Source organism: Vicinamibacterales bacterium, from assembly GCA_036504215.1.
Taxonomy (GTDB): Bacteria; Acidobacteriota; Vicinamibacteria; order Vicinamibacterales; family Fen-181; genus FEN-299.
The window spans coordinates 1-19795 of the sequence record DASXVO010000056.1 but is presented as its reverse complement, the minus strand read 5'-3'; the positions used below and the strand labels follow the sequence as shown (position 1 = coordinate 19795).

The 19795-nt window shown below is 67.6% G+C and carries 9 protein-coding genes; 5 read left to right on the top strand and 4 right to left on the bottom strand.

The features are described from left to right. Positions 1–102: 102 nt before the first annotated feature. Entirely contained in the window at positions 103–2736 is a 2634-nt protein-coding gene (locus VGK32_16370) for an ABC transporter permease (GenBank protein ID HEY3383348.1), read from the top strand. Between the two features lie 81 nt (positions 2737–2817). Here VGK32_16370 and VGK32_16365 read toward each other — a convergent pair whose 3' ends face one another. Next, positions 2818–6003 carry a hypothetical protein gene (locus VGK32_16365; protein HEY3383347.1) on the bottom strand — a complete coding sequence of 1062 codons (3186 nt, stop codon included), beginning with the start codon at positions 6001–6003 and terminating at the stop codon, positions 2818–2820. 177 nt (positions 6004–6180) lie between these two features. Between VGK32_16365 and VGK32_16360 the strand changes: the two genes are divergently transcribed. Then, positions 6181–6726, top strand: a complete 546-nt coding sequence (locus VGK32_16360; GenBank protein HEY3383346.1) for a hypothetical protein — start codon at positions 6181–6183, stop codon at positions 6724–6726. A gap of 663 nt (positions 6727–7389) precedes the next feature. Here VGK32_16360 and VGK32_16355 read toward each other — a convergent pair. Continuing rightward, positions 7390–8868: a hypothetical protein gene (locus VGK32_16355; GenBank protein ID HEY3383345.1), complete on the bottom strand. Its 1479-nt coding sequence runs from the start codon at positions 8866–8868 to the stop codon at positions 7390–7392. Positions 8869–9181: 313 nt separating this feature from the next. Next, positions 9182–9355, bottom strand: a complete 174-nt coding sequence (locus VGK32_16350; GenBank protein HEY3383344.1) for a hypothetical protein — start codon at positions 9353–9355, stop codon at positions 9182–9184. A gap of 177 nt (positions 9356–9532) precedes the next feature. On the opposite strand from VGK32_16350, the gene metH reads away from it, so the two are divergent. From metH to VGK32_16335, 3 genes are all read left to right on the top strand, one after another. Then, entirely contained in the window at positions 9533–14548 is a 5016-nt protein-coding gene (gene metH / locus VGK32_16345; GenBank protein HEY3383343.1) for a methionine synthase, read from the top strand. 342 nt (positions 14549–14890) lie between these two features. Beyond that, positions 14891–15700, top strand: coding sequence for a DUF4097 family beta strand repeat-containing protein (locus tag VGK32_16340; GenBank protein HEY3383342.1), 810 nt, complete (start codon positions 14891–14893; stop codon positions 15698–15700). A gap of 277 nt (positions 15701–15977) precedes the next feature. Beyond that, on the top strand, positions 15978–18443 hold the full coding sequence (locus VGK32_16335) for an ABC transporter permease (protein HEY3383341.1): 2466 nt from the start codon (positions 15978–15980) through the stop codon (positions 18441–18443). Between the two features lie 34 nt (positions 18444–18477). On the opposite strand, the gene VGK32_16330 is transcribed toward VGK32_16335, so the two are convergent. Beyond that, positions 18478–19713, bottom strand: coding sequence for a DUF6051 family protein (locus VGK32_16330; GenBank protein ID HEY3383340.1), 1236 nt, complete (start codon positions 19711–19713; stop codon positions 18478–18480). Positions 19714–19795: the final 82 nt, after the last annotated feature.

The following is a 19795-nucleotide window of genomic DNA, read 5'->3' as shown; positions in this document are numbered from 1 at the left end:
AACAGACTTCACGGGAGGTCCTCGTCTCCGCAGCCATCAACATGGTCGGACGGACGGCATGGCTTCGACAATGGGCCAAGGTCGGGAGTCAGGAGTCAGGACATGCGTTGGTGGCACGCCGTTTCGCTGCGCCTTCGGTCGGTGTTCCGGCAATCCCGGGCCGACGCTGAGCTGGGCGCCGGGCTCCAGTTCCATCTGGACCAGCAGACCCAGGAGTATCTTGGCACCGGAATGACACCCGATGCGGCACATGCGGCGGCGCCTCGCGCGTTGGGAGAACGCGACCAGATTGTGGAAGTCCGTCGCGTCGCGCGGGCGGTCACGGCCGTGCAGGACCTGGTGCGCGACATGGGTTACGCGATCCGCGTGCTCCGGAAGGCCCCCGTCTTCACCACGGTGGCCGTGCTGACGCTTGGTCTCGGCATCGGTGCGACGACGGCCATCTTTGGCGTCGTCAACGGCGTATTGCTGAAGCCGCTCCGCTATCGCGATGCCAGCCGGATCGTTTCTGTCGGGACCCGGTGGACCGATACCGGTCGCCAGACCAGCCGCCTCACTGGCGGGGATCTGCTCGACCTTCGAGCCAGCCGACAGGCATTCGAAGCGTTCAGCACCTACTGGGGCGGGGAAATCGGGGTCCAGGTGGAGGGAAAGGGCGAGTTCCTGGGCGTCCAATTCGTCGAACCGTCCTTCTTCGGGGTCTTCGACGTCGTACCGGTGCAGGGGCGGACCTTCGTCGATGCCGACGGAGAACAGCGTGCGGTGCTCGGCGAGGGCTTCGCCGAGCGGGTCTTTGGGAGCCCTGACCGGGCGCTCGGCCGGGTGGTGAGCGTCGAGGGGCAGCAGTACGAGATCGCCGGCGTCCTGCCGCGGACGTTCACGGCACCGGACCGCACCGATCTCTGGCTGCCCATTCCGATGCCGCTTCCACGGCTTGCGCTCAATCGGACGGCTTTCAACTTCCGTGCGGTCGCCCGCCTCGCGTCCGGCATCTCGCTCCGCCAGGCGCAAGCTCATATCGATGCACTCGGCAACCGTCTCTCGGCGGCGTTTCCCGACAGCAACCGTCGCCGGGCCTTCAGCGTCACGCCGCTCCGGGACCGCCTCGTGTCGCCGATCCGCCCGACACTCTACATCCTGCTCGGTGCGGTGTTCCTCGTGCTCGTCATCGCCTGCGTGAACGTGGCCGGCCTGCTGATCGCGCGTTCGACGACCAGATCGCACGAATTGGCCCTGCGCACCGCACTCGGAGCCGGGCGATGGCGCATCGTGCGGCAGCTCGCCGCGGAGAGCCTGGTGCTCGCGGCGATTGGCGGGGTGCTCGGGGTCGCGCTGGCCTACGTCGGCACGGCTGCGTTGCTCCGCGTGGCACCGGAGACGCTACCGCGGCTCGGCGAGGTCGCGGTGGATTGGCGCGTGCTCACGTTCGCAGGCGCGATGTCGCTCGGCGCCAGCCTCGTCTTCGGCCTCGCGCCAGCGTGGCAGGTGTCGCGCGTGGATCCGCAGGAGGGACTGCGCCAGGTCTCCTCGCGCGGCCTCGTGGGCAGCCACTCGACGCGGCTGCGCGGAACTCTCATCATCGGAGAGATCGCACTCTCGCTGGTGCTTGCGCTGGGTGCCGGGCTGCTGGTGCGAAGCTTCCTCGCCTTGAACGCCGTTGACCTCGGGTACCGGGCGGAGTCCGTCCTGGTGATGTACGCCCATGCGCCGGCCAAGGGTCTCACGGAATACGTCCAGACCGCGCGGTTCTTCGAGACGCTGGCGCCGCAGCTCTCATCGTTGCCTGGTGTCAGGGCGGTCGCGGCCGTGATGGGCCTTCCGACGGGGACCTACGGGTCGAGTGGCTCGTTCTGGATCGAGGGACGCCCGCCGCGGGCCGGGAGTCAGACACAGCCTGAAGCGGGCTTCCGCCTCGCCAGCCCGGGCTATTTCGCGACGCTCGGCGTTCCGATCGTCAGGGGCCGGGATTTCGGCGAACGCGATCGGTACGACGCTCCGTTCGTCGCGATCGTGAGCCGCTCGCTCGCGGAGCGCGATTTCCCCGGCCAGGATCCGGTTGGCCATCGCATCAGGTGCGGCCTGGACTCGGATGCCTGGATGACGATTGTCGGCATCGTGGGCGGCATGCGGCAGGACTCGCCCGGCTCCGCGCCCGGAGCGGAGATCTACATGCCACTCGAGCAGCATCCGTACCACGCGAATGAGGTGCAGGTGGTGGTTCGAACCAGCGTGACACCCGAGTCCCTCGTTCCGGCACTCCGCGAGAAGATGCGGGTTCTGAATCCGGCCATGGCCATCAAGTTCACGACTCTCGAGACGATGGTCAGCAGGTCGATCGACACGCAGCGCTTCCGCGCCTCACTGGCGGCCGCGTTTGCCGGCCTCGCGCTGCTGCTCGCCATGGCGGGGGTGTACGGCGTGATGGCGTATCTGACCGCCCAGCGCACGCAGGAGTTTGGTCTCCGGCTTGCGCTCGGCGCCGGGCGCGGGAAGGTCTTTCGCACGGTCCTCGCGAACGCGGGCACGCTGGCGGTGGCGGGCGTCGCCCTGGGCCTGGTGCTGTCGGTGGCAACTGGCCGGCTGATGACTTCGATGCTGTTCGGCCTGACCGCACTCGACGCGCCGACCTATGCGGGCGCGGTGCTCCTGTTGTCGGTCGTGGTCCTGCTGGGCGCCGCGGTTCCGGCCTGGCAGGCTTCGCGCGTCGATCCGATGACGGCGCTCAGGCGGGAGTAGCCGCCTGTCATGCACCTCCCCGGCGCCGTGCGGCTGCCGATCGGCGGCCCGGAACGCTCCGTAGCTCCCTCGCAGGCCCGCCTATTTGATCGGCACCGCCACGACGTGCGGAGCGGCTTTCATCGCGTCGTTGATCGACGCGATGTCGGCGGCGACGAGCGCATTGAACTTCGCCTCCGCCTTTCCCACCGTGACCGTCAAGTCCTGCATCCGCGTCCGCTCACCCTCGTTCGGCGCACGGAACCCGCGGTTCAGGTAGCCGGCCAGCGACTGGACGTCCTCGCGCAGCCGCGGGTACTGACGATATCCGAGGCCGGCAATCGGCCGCACGAGTTCCTCGTCCTTGAACGACTTCAGGGTGCTCATCGCCTTCGTCACCCGGGCGCGGTATGACGGCGCCGGCGATTGGCGCGCAAGCTCGGCGTCGAGTGCCGACAGTTGGGTCAGAACCTGGTCCACCCTCTCGATGACCACGTTGACGCGCGACTGGAGCGCGGCGGCCGTGACCGCAGCCTGGAATTGCGCATCGAGATCGGCCGCTGACGCCTGCACGCCGGGATCGAGTTTCACGGTCACGTTCCCGGTCAACTCACGATCGCCGACCTTCACGGTCACCTTGTAGTCGCCGGGGATGACGACCGGCCCCTGCGCACCACCGCCGAAGCGCTCGCGCACGGCCGCGGGCATGTCGCCGAACGGGTCTGGCCCGGCTTGCGGACGGTCACCGCCCGGTGTGTCGTAGCGCAGGTTCCAGACGAAGCGGTTCACACCGGCCGCGGGGCGCGCGCGCTGCGTACGCACGGTCCTGCCCGCCTTGTCGGTGATGGTAATCGTCGCCGGCCCGGACGGCGACGTCTTCAGGTAGGCGTTGATCAGCGCGCCCGCCGGCGGATTCGGCGCGATCCAGTCTCGCTCGTTCGAACGGAACATCCCGGCACCGCCAGCCCAGCGGATTGCAGGTCGGATGGGGAACAGGAACGCGTCACCCTTCATGGCGGCGGCGATCTGCTGGATCGGCGCCGCGTCGTCGAGAATGAAGATCCCGCGCCCGTGGGTGGCCACGATGATGTCGTTGTCGCGCGGGTGGATCGCGATGTCGCGCACGGCAACGGGCGGCATGTTGTTGCGGACCGAGAGCCACGTCGCGCCGCCGTCCCACGAGGCGTAGAGGCCGAGTTCGGTGCCCGCGTAGAGCAGATCCTTCACCTTGGGATCCTCGCGGATGACGTGCGACCAGCCCCGCGCCGGCAGGCCGGCCGTGATCTTCGTCCACGTCTTGCCGTAGTCGGCGGTCTTGTAGAAGTAGGGCGCGTAGTCGCCGTCCTGCCAATGGCTCGCCGAGACAAACGCCGTACCCGCACCGAAGTGCGACGCTTCGACCTTGTTGATCCAGGCGTTGGGCGCGAGGCCGGTCATCGCCTTGACGGTGTTCGTCCAGCTCTTGCCGCCGTCGCGCGTCACCTGCACGTTGCCGTCGTCGGTGCCGACCCAGATGACGTTGGCATCGACAGGAGACGGGCCGATCGAGATGATCGTGCAGTGGAACTCGGCGGCCGTGTTGTCCGTGACGATCTTCCCGCCCGACGACTGCTGTTTGGTCTTGTCGTTCGTCGTGAGGTCGTCACCGAGGACCGTCCACGACTGGCCGTGGTTGGCCGTCTTGAACAGGACGTTGCCGCCGAAGTAGACGGTCTTCGGGTCCTGCGGCGACAGCACGATCGGCGCGTTCCAGTTGAATCGGTACTTCTGCGGCGCCATCCACTGGCCACTCGACCCGATGCCGCCCGGGTACGGATTGATGCCCCAGGATGCGCCAGTACGCCGGTCCGTCAGGCTGATCACGCCGCCCTGCAGGTCGCTGTAGACCAGGTGCGGATCCTCGAGATCCGGCACGGCGAAGAACCCGTCGCCGCCTCCCACGTTCTGCCAGGCGCTCTTCGGCGTTCCGGGTGCGCCCGGCGTCTGGCTCGGGCCGCACCAGGTGCCGTTGTCCTGGAGGCCGCCGCACAAGTGATACGGGGTCTGAAGGTCGTAGGCGACGTTGTAGAACTGGGTGAACGGAATGTTGTTGATGATGTCGAACGTCTTCCCGGCGTCGTACGAGATCTGGAACCCGCCATCGTCACCGTCGAGGATCCGGTCCGAATTCGTCGGGTCGATCCACATGGCCTGGTGATCGCCGTGCGTCGTTGCGCCGATGCGCACGAACGTGCGCCCGCCATCCTCCGACTTGTACAGACCGCCGGAGAGCGCGTACACCGTGTTCGGGTGCTGCGGGTCCACGCGGATGTCGGCGTAGTAGAACGGCCGGAAATTGATGTTCGGATCGCGGCTCACCACCCGCCATGTCGCGCCAGCATCGTCGGTGCGCCACAGTTCGCCCTCGTCGGTCGTCTCGCTCACCACGTACACGACGTTCGGATTGCTGCGCGCGACGGCGATGCCGATGCGGTCCATCAACCCTCTGGGCAAACCGCGCGTCGCGCTCGGGCCGGACAGTCTCGTCCACGACGTGCCGCCGTCCGACGATTTGTACACGGCGGTCTCGCCGCCGCCCGATTCGGTGAACCAGGCCCAGCGACGGAACGTCCACATTCCGGCGTAGACGACGTTCGCGTTGGTCGGGTCGATATCGACGTCCGAACAGCCCGTGAGATCGTTGACGTACAGGATCTTCTTCCAGCTCTTCCCGCCGTCGATCGTCTTGAAGAGGCCGCGCTCCTCATTCGGTCCCCATTCGCGGCCGAGGGCGCAGGCATAGACGACGTCGGTGTTGTGGGGGTCGATGACGAGGCGGGCGATCTTCTCCGAATCGGGCAGACCCACGTGGGCCCAATGATCGCCGGCATCGATCGATTTGTAGATGCCGTCGCCAATCGACGCGTCGTTGCGGGGGTTGCCTTCCCCCGTGCCGACGTAGATGACGTTCGGGTCGGAGGGCGCGATGGCGATGGCGCCGACCGAGGCAACGGGCTTGTCGTCGAAGATCGGCCTCCAGGTCACGCCCCCGTTGGTCGTCTTGAAGATGCCGCCGACGGCGCCCGCAACGTACATCCTCTGGGTATCGCCCGGAAGGCCGACGAACACCGGAACACGGCCGGTCTGAGCCGTCGGACCGATGTTGCGCCACTGCAGGGATTTCAGTGCGTCAGCCGGCGATGAGGCGGCCGCCGGTGCCGACTGCGCGGCTGGACGAACGGCGCCGCCGACCAGGAACATCGTCAGGCAAATGACGGGCGTTGCGGCAAGGACGTGCCTCGCTCTCATGGTCACCTCGCGGGAATGGCGGATCGCCAGGGGCGGGAACAGGTCGGGTCGGATTGCGGGAGTATACCGCCGCGGAGAACGCTCCGGGGAGAAATCACTGCGGGAGTAATTGTCCGCGCCGAGCGGAACGGACGGATAATCTCTCTCGGAACGATGGTGGTGACCTCAGGAGGCGTGATGAATCGACTGTGGCTGGCGGGAAGCGTCGTGGGAATCGCGGTTGTGTTCGCGGCGTGCGGCGGGGAGGGTACGGCGCCGGCGAACAAGCCGCCAAGCGCGTCCGCCGGTGCGGCGGACAAGACCCTCGAGACCCGATGGCTGCGCGGCCTCTGGGCGAACGACATCCGCGCCGCGCTGGCAACCGTCGGGATGAACTGTCAGGGGCCGGCCACGGAGAACCGGGCGAGCGTATGGACCTGCGACTCAGGAACGCCGCTCGTCAGCTACAAGGTGCGATTCTACGGCAGCACGCCGGGCAAGATCGAATACATCAACGCCGTCGTGACCCAGAGCGGTCCGCCCAAGGACAACCTCCCGCTCCGGCTGTTCGGCGCGATCGCCGGCCTGCACTTCGACGGCGCAGATCCGCCAAAGGCGCGGGAGTGGGTGCAGTCTTCGATCGCCGCCGGCGGCACGACCACGCTGGGGCCGGCGAAGTACAAGCTGGCGGGGGATGCGACGCGGCGGATCCTCGATGTCAAGGCCAGCGGTTCGGAATGGTAGACCGAACGGGCCTCGCCCGGTTCCGATGTCTGTTCATCGTGGAACGGCGTCAGTCGCGACCTGGAACCGGCGGACGTTCGAGTAGCGGGCGATGCATTCCGGCCGCTCACCATTCCGCCCGACACCAGGAGCACGGTCTTGCCGCCGGGAAGCGCGCGCAGACCGTCGACCACCTGGCGCAACGCGCCCAGCGAGCGATATGTCCGGCGCTCCGCGTCGCGAACGATCTCGCGAGCCTCGGCCTCGATCCTCGTCGGGCAGCCCGCGTCCTGCGCGTCGCGGCACTCGCGCGCGACCACTCGCCGCAGGACCTGGTCGTTGCTACGGTCGATCTCGAACGCTTCGGCCAGGCCGACGTTCTCCATGGTCCGCAGGTTCGGCATCGCACCGCCGACGCGACCGATGGTCTTACGTGTCTGTTCCCGGTTGCTGGTGAAGGCGATCTTCGCAGGCAGCGACCGAATCGTCGCGACGGCGATGGTGTCGGCAGGCGGGAGCCCCGTCCTGCGCTCCATCCGGTGACCGCGAGCCTGCCAGATCGAGTGACCTCGGGCCTCCCGCCTTCGCCAGACGGCTTCGGCGGGGCAAGCCGTACGCGCGAAGGCCGGGCTCCCAGGTAGAGGAGAAGCCCGGCCCTCAGTCTCTCTGTCAGAAATCGAACGCTTACTGCAGCGTCAGCAGGACGAGCACGGCACCTCGGCCGGATGCCAGCGGCTCGAGGGCCTTGCCCACAATCGTGCCGGGCCGATGCATCGCCACGCCGTGGACCACCGTCGGTTTCGACCGCATCGCGTGGCCCGGCGTCGGGCTCGTCACCAGCAGGTCGCCCGCCTTGATCGCGCCATACCGGGCGTCCACCTTCACCCTCACGCGCCCGCTCTGCGCCACCAGCGACTTGCTCGCGCCCCGCTCGCCAAGGGTCAGACCCGGCTGGGCCGACACCGCGCCGGCCACCGCGACGTCATACGCCGTCGTCGAGGGCCGCACGCCGTTGGCCGCCGTCGGGTCCACCACCACGACCGTCCCCGCTTCCAACGGCTCGACACTCTCCACCCACTCCGCCACGTCCTGATACTTTGCCGCGATGTTCCCGTCCACCACCGTGTCGCCCGTGATGTGCGCCGCCCCGACCACGTGCAATTTCGAGTCCGGGACATCGACCCCGATGCCCACGTTGCCGTCCGGCGTGATCCGCATCCGCTCGACCCACTGCGTCCCGCCGGTCGGCGTCGTCGTCAACTGCAGGAACGAACCGTTCGCCGTCGCCGTCCAGTTCTCGGCCGCCCTGAACATCACCTGGCCCACGCCCGCCGACCAGCTCGTTCCGTTCCATGCGCGCGCCGCCAAGCCACCCAAGATGTCGTTCGTCTGCACCGGCAGCATCGCCCCCGGCGTCCCGCGGGCAACGCGGTAGATCGCCGGCAGTGCCCCGAGGTTGTTGTTCACCACTTCGAAAAAGATCGCCGGCGACTCCGGCGCGGCTATGTGCACCGTCGCCGCCGGGGCCGCCGTGCCCACGCCAATCCTCGTCGACGACTGGTACAGCGCCGAGTTGGTCAAACTGACACCGTCCGCCGCAAACCGCGCCAGGTAGTCCTGCGTTCCGGCCGTCGCCGCCTGTGTCCCGGGCGCCGCCGCGGCCAGTCCGCTCTTCAGCACCCGCGTGTCCACATACGTGAGCCCGTCCGTCCCCACTCCCGTCTTGTCCCCCGCCAGCACGAACGCCGACAGTGGCTTGCCGCCCACCGTCTCCGCATCCGCCGCCTTCAACGCGTAGGGCACGCTCACCAGCAGCACCCTCGGCGCGTTTGCCACCCCCTCGGCGTGCACGCCCAACCAACGCGCCTCGCCACTCGCGAAGATATCGAGCGGCAGCCCTTCCGGCCGCGTCGCGCCCAGCACCACCGCATAGCGTCCGTCCGCATCGAGCGTCAGCGCCTGCGCTTCGCTCCACAGCGGCGTCCCGCCCTCGGCCTCCGCGTAGATCGCAAACGTCAGCGTCGCCGCCCCGCTGTGCGTGACCCCTTGCGCGTCGCGCACCACGCCGCTGAACCGCACCAGCCGCGGCGGAGTCTGTGCCGCAGCACTCAGCGCGAACACCAGAACCACCAGGAGACTCCATACCGCAAGCTTGATCTTCATGATCGCTCCTTGGGCGCCATTCTCTCCGCCCCGAACCGCAATGCCACCGCTGGTCCCAGGATTAAGTCGAGATGGACTGCCGACGATCCGCCACAGCATACACCCACGCGAAGGCCTTGGGAGCCCCCCAGTTCTTTTCGTTCTTTTGTTTCGCCGAGGTCAACGCGGCCAACAGGCCCATCAGTATGCCGTACCGCCACACAGGTGGCACCGTATCACTTTCGCACTACCGCACTGGCCCGACCGGGGGTATCCAACGCGCCAAGATGGCCCGTGTCCTCGATCACCAGCACCGCCGGCACGCTCAAATGCGCTATTCCTCCTGCCGCGTCAGCACGACGAGCACGGCTCCCTGGTCGGATGCGGGCGGCTCGAGAACCCTGTCGACAACCGTGCCGGGTCGACCCGCGGCCGCGCCGTGGACCACCGTCGGTGTCGACCGTATCGCGTCGCCCGGCGTCGGGCTCGTCGCCAGCAAGTCGCCCACCGACTGTCTCGGCATTCCCAACGTAGGCCGACTGTGCGTAGGCCGTCAGAATCCGAGGAGTAGTACTACGGTTGATTAACAGTGAATCGCCGATCCGGCGCCTTCAGACGCAGAACCTCCGCCACCTGGCCGTCTGATGTAACATTTCTCGATTTCCCCCTTGGAGGGTCAGGACAGATGCCGGGATTCACGCCAGGTCACCGTTTTCAGCCCGCGTACTTCGGATTCACCCGGGCGCCGTTCGCCGAACGGTGCTTCACGTTCTTCGAGCGTGAGGTGAAGGGCCTCCTGTTCGGGTGTCGGATGTGCGGCAACTGTCTGCTCCAGGAGACGGCGTTCATCTGCCCGATGGAATGCCCGAAGGGGCTTCGTAACGGCCCGTGCGGCGGCTCGACGCCCGAGTGCTGCTACGTGGATTCGACCCGGCCCTGCATCTGGCACCGCATCTACGAACGCGCCGAGAGGATGGGCCGCGAGGACAGGCTCCTCGAGGTCCTGCCGCCGCTCGACTGGTCGCGCGTGGGCCGCGAGACGTGGCTCGAGGTCCTCGGCAAGGTCCGCGACCGGGGTTACGTCGAGGCCGCCAAGAACCTCGTCGCGGGCGGCGATGCGCGCAAGGAGTTCTGGGACGGCCTGTTCCGCGAGATCCGCCAGCCGTACTGGTGGCAGGGCGACGGCGAGCCGCACCCGGCGCTGCCCCACCAGCCCGTCTCCTCCCTCGAAGAGAAGCTCGCAGCCGGGCAGTTCGTCGTGACCTCAGAGGTCGCGCCGCCGCTGTCGGTCGCGCCCGACGAACTCGCGCGCACGCTCGCCATCCTGCGCGACTACATCGACGCGGCCAACTTCACCGACAACCCGTCGGCCACCCCCCGCATGTCGTCGCTCGCCTGCTCGGCGCTGTCGATCCAGCAGGGCGTCGAGCCGGTGATGCAGATGGCGGCGCGCGATCGCTCTCGGATGGCGATCCAGGCCGAGGTCCTCGGCGCGGCCGCGCTCGGCATTCGCAACATCCTCTGCCTGACCGGCGATCACCCGAAGCAGGGCCCGGCGCCGCACGGCCGCATGGACATCTGGGATCTGGACTCGATCCAGATGCTCTGGATGCTGCGCCGCATGCGCGACACGAAGCAGTACCTCGACGGCCGCGCCATCGCGAATCCGCCGCGCCTGTTCCTCGGCGCCGCCGCCTCGCCCTCCGCTTCGACGCCGCGCGCCCAGGCGCAGCGCGAGCTGAAGAAGGCGCACGCGGGTGCGCAGTTCTTCCAGAGCAATCTGGTCTACGACATCGAGGCCTTCGAGCGCTACCTCGAGGGCCTCGACAGGGCCGGCGTCCTCGACAGGACGCCATTCCTCGTCGGCATCACGCCGGTGCGTAGCGCGCGCGCCGCGAAGATGATGATGCAGGTGCCCGGCATCAAGATTCCGGCGGCGATGGTCACGCGCCTCGAACGATCGTCCGACCCACAGGAAGAAGGCGTGCAGATCGCCCTCGAGATCATCGAGCGCGTCAGGACGTTGAAGGGTGTCCGCGGCGTCCACATCATGGCGGTCGGCTGGGAATTGATCGTCCCACGCCTGGTGCGCGAGGCGGGCATCAAGCAGTTGCCCGCGGCCGCAGCGGAGGTCGGCCAGCAGGCCCTCACCATCCGCACGCGCAGCGGCAGCAGGGCCGACGCCGCCATGCGCCCGCCGGCCGATTACACGGACCGGGGCTATCTCGACGCGCTCGCGGAGCGAGTCGCCGTGTTCGACGGCGCCATGGGCACGGAGCTTCAGCGGCAGAACCTGTCGGCCGCCGACTTCGGCGGCGAGCGCTATGTCGGCTGCAACGACTACCTCGTGCTGAGGAAGCCAGAGGCAATCGAATCGGTCCATGCGTCGTATCTCGAGGCCGGCTGCGACGTGATCGAGACCTGCACGTTCCGCTCGAACCGTCTGACGATGGCCGAGTACGGCCTCGAGGATCAGGCACCGGAGATCAATCGCGCCGCCGCGGCGCTCGCGCGGCGTGTGGCCGACCGCTACTCCGTGGAGGGACACCGACGCTTCGTCTGCGGGGTCCTCGGGCCGACGGGCAAGCTCCCGTCCTCGTCCGACCCGGAGCTCTCGCGCATCTCGTTCCAGGAGCTCGCCGAGGTCTTCGCGCAGCAGGCCGGGTCGCTGATGGACGGCGACTGCGACCTCCTGCTCATCGAGACGTCGCAAGACATCCTCGAGGTGAAGGCCGCCGTCATGGGCGTGCAGGACGCCTTCGCCCGCACGGGCCGCAAGATCCCGCTGCAGGTGCAGGTGACGCTCGACACGAACGGCCGCATGCTGCTCGGCACCGACATCGCGGCGGTGCTGGCCACGCTCGAGCGGATGCCGATCGACGTCATCGGCATCAACTGCTCCACCGGTCCGGAGCACATGCGCGCGCCGCTCGCCTACCTCGGTGACCACTCGTCGCGTCCGCTCTCGTGCCTGCCGAACGCAGGCCTGCCGCTGAACGTGGACGGCCGGGCCGTCTATCCGCTGCAGCCAGAGGAGTTCGCGCACGACCTCACCGATTTCGTCGAGCGCTTCGGCCTCAACGTCGTCGGAGGCTGCTGCGGAACCACGCCCGAGCACATCCGCGCGCTGGTGGGCCGTCTGAGCCGCCGGAAGGCGAGGCCCCGAACGACCCTGCCGCTGCCGCTCGTGTCGTCGGGCATCACCGCCGCCAGCCTGATCCAGAATCCGCGACCGATGCTCATCGGCGAGCGCCTGAACGCGCAGGGCAGCAAGAAGATGAAGGAACTGCTGCTCGCCGAGGACTACGACGGCATCGCCATGCTCGGGCGCGAGCAGATCGACGGTGGCGCCCACACGCTGGACATCTGCGTTGCGATGACCGAACGACGCGACGAGACGTACCTGATGTCGCAGGTCGTCAAGAAGCTGAGCCAGACCGTCGAGGCGCCCCTCGTCATCGACACCACCGAGGCGGAAGTGCTCGAGGTCGCGCTCGAAGCGGCGCCCGGCCGCATCATCGTCAACGCCGTGAACATGGAGAATGGCCGGCAGCGCCTCGACGCGATGCTCCCGCTCGTCCGCGACTACGGCGCCGCCACGATCGCCCTGACGATCGACGAGCGGGGCATGGCGCGGACGGCGGACCGAAAGGTCGAGGTCGCGCGAAGGCTGTACGACATCGCGACCCGCGAATACGGTCTCCTGCCCGACGCGCTCATCTTCGACGCGCTCACGTTCACGCTCGCGACCGGCGATCCGGAGAGCGCAAATACCGCCGTGGAAACGCTCGAAGGCCTTCGGCGCATCAAGGCCGAGCTGCCGGGCGTGTTCACGTCGCTCGGCGTATCGAACGTGTCCTACGGGTTCAAGCCGGCGGCGCGCTGGGTCCTCAACAGCGTGTTCCTCTATCATGCCGTCGAAGCCGGCCTCGACATGGCCATCGTCAACCCGAAGCAGGTGACACCGTATCCGGAGATTCCAACGGCGCAGCGCGAATTGGCCGAGGATCTCCTGTTCAACCGGCGTTCCGATGCCACGGCGCGGTTCATCAGCTTCTACGAGGGCGCGAAGTCGCGGCAGACGGCGGCGGACCCGTTGGCCGGCAAGTCGCCGAGCGAACGCCTGCACTGGCGCATCCTGCATCGGCAACCCGAGGGCTGCGAGGTGGACATCGACGCGATCCTCGCGACCGGCGTCCGCGAAGCGACGGGCATTGCAAACCTCTTTGCGCAACCGGGCTACACCTATCCCAATCCGGACACCTCCGCCGTGGCCGTGCGCACGCTGAACCAGGTGCTTCTGCCCGCGATGAGAGAGGTGGGCGACAAGTTCGGGTCGGGCGAACTGATCCTGCCGTTCGTGCTGCAGTCGGCCGAGACGATGAAGAAGGCCGTATCCCACCTCGAGAAGTACCTCGAGAAGGCCGAAGGCGTCACGAAGGGCCGCATCGTGCTGGCGACGGTCTACGGCGACGTCCACGACATCGGCAAGAACCTGATCAAGACGATCCTCGCCAACAACGGCTACAGCGTGCACGACCTGGGCAAGCAGGTGCCGGTGAGCACGATCGTCGATCGCGCAGCCGAACTGCAGGCGGATGTCATCGGCCTGTCCGCGCTGCTGGTCTCGACGTCGCGCCAGATGCCGCTCGTCGTGCGCGAGCTCGACCGACGAGGCCTGTCGGTGCCGGTGATGGTCGGCGGCGCGGCAATCAACCGCGACTTCGGCCGCGACATCACGGCGGTGGATGGCGATCGGACGTACGGCGGCGGCGTCTTCTACTGCCGCGATGCGTTCGAAGGGCTCGAGACGGTCGATCGGCTGATGGACCCGACCACGCGCGACGCGGTGCTCGCCCGCGAGCGGACGGCCGCCGACGAGCGCCGGAAGCCCGCCGCGAAGGCGGCGGTCATCGCGGGTCGATCTTCGATCGTCGCTCGACCGGAGGATGTCCCGCAGACGCCGTTCTGGGGCTCGCGGACGATGCAGACCATGCCGATCGAGGAGGTGTTCGAGCGGCTGAACGAGAGCCGGCTGTTCCGCGTGTCGTGGGGCGGATCGACCCAGCGCGGCGCAGGATGGAAGCAGTTGCAGAAGGATTTCTCAGCCAGGCTCGAGCGCATGAAGCGCGAGGCGATCGAGCAGCGCTGGCTCGTGCCGCAGGCGGTCTACGGCTACTTCCCCGCGCAGTCCGACGGCAACGAACTCGTCGTCTTCCATCCGGACGACCACTCGCAGGTGATGACCCGCCTGTCGTTCCCCCGGCAGAGGGAAGAGGAGCACCTGTGCCTCGCCGACTTCTTCCTGCCGCTCGGCTCCGAGAAGATGGATGTGGCGGCGCTGCAGGTGGTGACCGTCGGCGCGGCCGCGACCGAGCGCTTCGACTCGATGGACGCCCAGGACGCATACAGCGAGGCGTACTTCTCGCACGGCCTCGCCGTGCGGACGGCCGAAGCCGCCACCGAGTTGCTGTGCGACCGGATTCGCCAGGAACTGGGACTGGCTGGCCACCGCGGCGTGCGCTTCGCGTGGGGCTTCGGCGCCCTGCCGGACGTCGAGGAGCACCGGAAGGTGTTCCTCCTCCTTCCCGCCGAACGGGAACTGGGCATGATACTGACCTCGGCCGGGCAACTCATCCCGGAACAGTCCACCGCCACGCTGGTCGTGCACCATCCGGAGGCGAGGTACTTCAATACATAGGGGTCAGAAGACAGAATTCAGAAGTGAGAAGCGAGAATACCGAATGGCACGGCCGGGGACGCTCGCGGCCACTGTGAGCGTTCCCGCCCATCCGCCTTGCCGCCTTGCCGCCTTCCCGCCCCGCCTGGCCACTGCATCGTCAGCCGGCCAGCAAACGCAACAGGCCGGCTCCTCGTCAAACACCCTGAGACCTGACGGATGTCGCCAGAGCGGCCGGGAACTGGCGGCCAACCATGCCCTGAGCGCACTTGCGCTTCGCCAACCAGCAACCTGCGGACGCGTAAGGGACCCGGCAGGCAGGCGCGGCACAGCTGAGTCGAAGGGCAGCTTTGGAGGCAACACATGAACGCAACAGTCACATTCAAACGGTGGTCGTTGGCGGCAGCCGGCTTGATGGTCGTTCTGCCGACGATGGCGCTGGCACAGGACAAGGGCGACGACCCCTGCCGTCGGCACCACTCGGACCGTCCGTCGCACTGCGAAGTCCGCGACACGACCGTGCCGAACCCCGGCACCGATTTGTCGGTCGACGCCACGCCAAACGGCGGAATCACCGTTCGTGGATGGAATCGCCAGGACATGCAGGTGCGGGCGATCGTCGTCACGCAGGCGGACTCGGAGGGCGACGCCGTGGCCTTGGGCCGTCAGGTCCAGGTGTTCACCGACGGCGGCCGGGTGCGAACTGATGGGCCGAGCCACGAGCGCGGGCGCAGCTGGAGCGTCAGCTTCGAGGTGATGGTGCCGTCGCATTCGAATCTCGATCTGCGCTCGACCAATGGCGGACTGTCGTTGAGCGACGTGGCCGGCAATCTCGAGCTTCGGACGACGAACGGCGGTATCCGGCTGGCGCGCGTCGGCGGACGGGTGCGCGGAAACACGACCAACGGCGGCATCAAGGCCGAACTCGACGGCACGACCTGGAACGGCGAGGGAATGGACATCGAAACGCACAACGGCGGCGTGGACCTGCGGCTGCCCGACAACTACTCGGCGCACCTCGAAGCGGACACATCGAACGGTGGCGTGTCGATCGACTTCCCGATCACGATGCAGGGCGAACTCACGCGCAAGATCTCGACCGATATCGGGAGCGGCGGCCCGACCATTCGGGTGAGGACCACCAACGGCGGCGTGAGAATCGGCCGGCGGTAGCGGGCCGTCGCGTGCAGGCGGCTGGGCGATCACGACTGGACACAGAGCACGCAGAGGACGCAGAGACCGTGAGAGTGGTGAGCTCTGTGGTCTCTGCGATCCCAGTGTTGAATGCCAGGCGGCCGGGCGGGAGCGTGGACCGGCGGCAGTCCGACAGGCGGATAGCTGGCCGGAAAGGAGGAAGATGGGATGGCTCCCTGGAACCGGCCTCTTCGCAGATTCGTCTAATCGACCGAGTACCTCTCGCTCGTCAGCCCGATCCCCAGCAAGACCTGCCATGAACCACGCGTCATCGCTCGGCCGGATGCTTCGCCGACTCCTCCGAACGCCGCTCTTCACGGTCGTCGCCCTCCTGACGCTCGGCGTCGGCATCGGCGCCAACGCTGCCCTGTTCAGCGTGGTCTACGGCGTGCTCCTCAAACCCCTGCCATTCAATGAGCCCGACCGACTGGTCGGCGTCTGGCACACGGCGCCGGGCATGAGCGCCGACCTGATGCAGCAGGGCCCGGCGTTCTACCTCACGTATCGGGACGAGAATCGGACCTTCGAGCAGATCGGTTTGTGGGCCGATCGCGCCGCGTCGGTCACCGGTGCGGGCGACCCGGAGCGCGTGCAGACGCTGATGGTGACGGACGGCACGCTGCAGGCGGTGCGGGTGAAGCCGGCGATGGGCCGTATCTTCGATCGCGCAGACGACACGCCTGGCAGCCCCGAACGCATCATCCTCACCTTTGCATACTGGCAGCGGAAGTTCGGCGGCGACAGGAGCATCGTCGGCCGGCCGCTGACGATCGACGGCCGTCCGCGCGAGGTGATTGGCGTCCTGCCGCCGTCCTTCAAGTTCCTTCGTTCGAATCCCGCCATCCTCATCCCGCTGCAATTCAACCGCGCCGAGGTCTTCATCGGCAACTTCGCGTACCAGGGCGTGGCCCGGCTGAAGCCCGGCGTGACCCTTGAACAGGCGAACGCCGACATTGCCCGGATGATCCCGCTCGTGGTCGAGCGTTTTCCGCTGCCGAACGGCTTCACACGCAAGATGCTCGACGAGGTGAGGCTGGGCCCGAACGTTCGACCATTGTCGATCGACGTCGTCGGCGACGTGGGACGGGTGTTGTGGGTGCTGTTCGGGATGGTGGGCATCGTCCTGCTGATCGCATGCGCCAACGTGGCGAACCTGTTCCTGGTGCGCGCGGAGGGGCGGCAACAGGAACTGGCTATCCGGTCGGCGCTCGGTGCGGACAGGTGGCGAATCGCGCGCGAGTTGCTCAGCGAGAGCGTCACGCTTGGTCTTGCCGGCGGCGTGATCGGTGCCGGGCTGGCCTGGGCCGCGGTGAGGTTGCTCGTGAAGGTGGCGCCGGATGGCCTGCCGCGCCTCGAAGAGATCGCGATCGACCCGGTCGTGCTGGCATTCACGCTCGCGATCTCGCTGGTTGCCGGCCTGCTCTTCGGCCTCATCCCGGTGGTGAAATTCTCCGCGCCGCGGATCGCGGCGCTCAAGGACGGCGGCCGGTCCGCCAGCGACAGTCGCGAGCGCCACCGCCTCCGGAGCACGCTCGTGGTCGCCGAGGTCGCGCTGGCGATGGTCCTGCTGATCAGTTCGGGCCTGATGGTTCGGACGTTCGTCGCGCTGCGCAGCGTCGACCCCGGCTACTCCAGGGCCGACGAGGTTCTGACGCTGCGGATCACGATCCCGAAGGCGATGGTGTCGTCGCCAGAATTGACCGTGCGCATGCACGAGCAAGTGGCTCGCAACATCAGCCAGGTGGCGGGCATCATCTCGGTCGGCCTCTCCTCATCGGTGACGATGGACGGCAACACCGACAACGATCCGATCTTCTTCGAGGACTTCCCCCTGCGTCCCGGCCAGATGCCGAAGATGCACCGCTACAAGTGGATCGGCCCGGCCTACGCCGAGACGATGGGGAACAAGGTGGTCGCCGGACGGACGCTGACGTGGGCCGACATCTACAACCGGACGCCCGCGGCGCTCATCTCCGAGAATCTGGCGCGGCAGCAGTGGAAGACGGCTGGCGCGGCGATCGGACGCCGAATCAGGTCAACCCCGGCCGATCCCTGGCGGGAAATCGTGGGGGTCGTCGGCGACGAACGCGACGACGGGGTCTCGCAGCCGGCGCCAACCACCGTGTACTGGCCGATGCTGGTGGACAGCATGTTCGGCCAGAAGGACTACGTGCAGCGTTCCCAGGCGTATGCGATCCGGTCGAAGCGGCTGAATTCGCTCGGCTTCATGAAGGAACTCCAGCAGGCGGTATGGGCGGTGAACCCGGGGTTGCCGCTGGCGAACGTGCGGACGCTGAATGAACTTCGAGCGGAGTCGATGGCGCAGACCTCGTTCATGCTGGCGATGCTCGCCATCGCGGCGTCGGTGGCCTTGCTGCTCGGCATCGTGGGCATCTACGGCGTGATCGCGTACATCGCGGCGCAGCGAACGCGCGAGGTCGGCATCCGCATGGCGCTTGGCGCGCAGCGGAGCGACGTCAGCCGGTTGTTCCTTCGACACGGTCTCGCGCTCACCGGCGTTGGCCTCCTGGTTGGGATTGGCGTCGCCCTTGCGCTGACCCGCCTGATGGCCACGATGCTGTTCGGGATCGGCCCGACCGATCCGCTGACGTATGTCGCGGTATCAGGCGGACTGGGCGCCGTGGCGCTGATGGCAACGTATCTGCCGGCTCGGCGCGCCTCGCGCGTGGACCCGGTCGTCGCGCTGCGGTCGAACGCATAGATGAAGGCGGAGAGGCGGAAGAGCGCGGCAACGATCACTTTGCGAGTGATTTCCTCAGATAGAAACCGGCGGCGCGGTCGAAGACGCGCCTGAATGCCTTGTCCACCTCCCCGCGCGTGGATGCGGCCGCGGGGAACGGGTCCTCGTGCCGGCACGGATAGCCGAACTCGAGCACGTCCACGCGCGCGGGGAGGTTCCGTGCCGCCCCCTGCAGCGTGTTCATCACCTCGTCGGGCGGAATGACGGTGTCCGATTCGAGCGTCAGCGCGAGCAGGCGCGATCCGAGCCGGCCGAAGTGGGCCTCGCGCTCCTTCCGTCGAACGATCGCGTTGAGCATGCAGCGAAAGGCCAGACCCTCAGGGTGGGCGTCGCCCAGGAAGTGCCGCAGCCGTTCGTTGTCCCTCAGGTGACTTTCGAGATGTTCGACCGCGTACGAGTAGAGTGCGACGTTGCACTCGCTGTCCAGGATGAAGCGGGAGACGGGCGACATCCGGTTCAGCACGGCGCCGCCGCAGAACAGACACGAGCGCGAGTTGTTGAACGCGCCCCGAGGGTCGGTCATCAGCAGGATCTGCGCGAGCATGCAGCCGATCGAATAGGCGAACAGGTCGAAGGTGGCCGCCTGGTCGACGAGCGGATGCCGGCCCGTCCGGATCTCGTCGACGAGCTGCACGATGTCGTTGTAGGTCTGCAGTCCGGACCAGAAGAAGCGTTGGGGCCTCGTCTGCAGCCGCGTGCTGATGGCCGCGTTCGAGAGCGTCGACGCGATGATGGACGGGAATCCGCGTTTGCGCTCCTCGCACAGCCGGTGCATCGCGCGGCGGTCGCTCCACGCCTGCGGCGCCCGGTTCATGTGGAACGCGATGGGAAAGAGCAGCACCGTCTTTCCCGTTCGCTCGACGAGGGCGTGCGCCCACGGCAGGTACTTGTGCCAGTGCTTCTCGTTGAAGCCGTGGAACAGCAGGATCACCTCGTGCGCGCGCCCGGTGCCGGCAGGCGCGAACACGTGGTACCGGAACTCCCGGTTCTCGCGCATGTGCGCGTCGTCATGACCGGGGATGTCCGATTCGATCGTCTCCTCATCTGCCTGCGGCTCGGTCAGCATCGCACCGTGCGTCGGGCAGGCGCAGTTGCCCCGCCCCGGGAGGATCCAATCGCTCTCCGAACGGAAGTCCACGTTGACCACGCGCGTGCCGTCGCCGAGGTGGATCTCGGTGGGGGTGTAGGTCACCGACGATTTCAGGGAGTGGTAGATGTCGCAGTAGTCCATCGCCCGCCAGCGTTCCGGCCGAGTCTACACCGCTTCTCACTTCTCGCTTCTCGCTTCTCACTTGTGAATTCTGACTCCTGGC

Coding starts and splice junctions, on each gene's coding strand:
- VGK32_16355 (HEY3383345.1), bottom strand. CDS start 8,868: ATGAAGATCAAGCTTGCGGTATGGAGTCTCCTGGTGGTTCTGGTGTTC.
- VGK32_16340 (HEY3383342.1), top strand. CDS start 14,891: ATGAACGCAACAGTCACATTCAAACGGTGGTCGTTGGCGGCAGCCGGC.
- metH (HEY3383343.1), top strand. CDS start 9,533: ATGCCGGGATTCACGCCAGGTCACCGTTTTCAGCCCGCGTACTTCGGA.
- VGK32_16330 (HEY3383340.1), bottom strand. CDS start 19,713: ATGGACTACTGCGACATCTACCACTCCCTGAAATCGTCGGTGACCTAC.
- VGK32_16335 (HEY3383341.1), top strand. CDS start 15,978: ATGAACCACGCGTCATCGCTCGGCCGGATGCTTCGCCGACTCCTCCGA.
- VGK32_16365 (HEY3383347.1), bottom strand. CDS start 6,003: ATGAGAGCGAGGCACGTCCTTGCCGCAACGCCCGTCATTTGCCTGACG.
- VGK32_16360 (HEY3383346.1), top strand. CDS start 6,181: ATGAATCGACTGTGGCTGGCGGGAAGCGTCGTGGGAATCGCGGTTGTG.
- VGK32_16370 (HEY3383348.1), top strand. CDS start 103: ATGCGTTGGTGGCACGCCGTTTCGCTGCGCCTTCGGTCGGTGTTCCGG.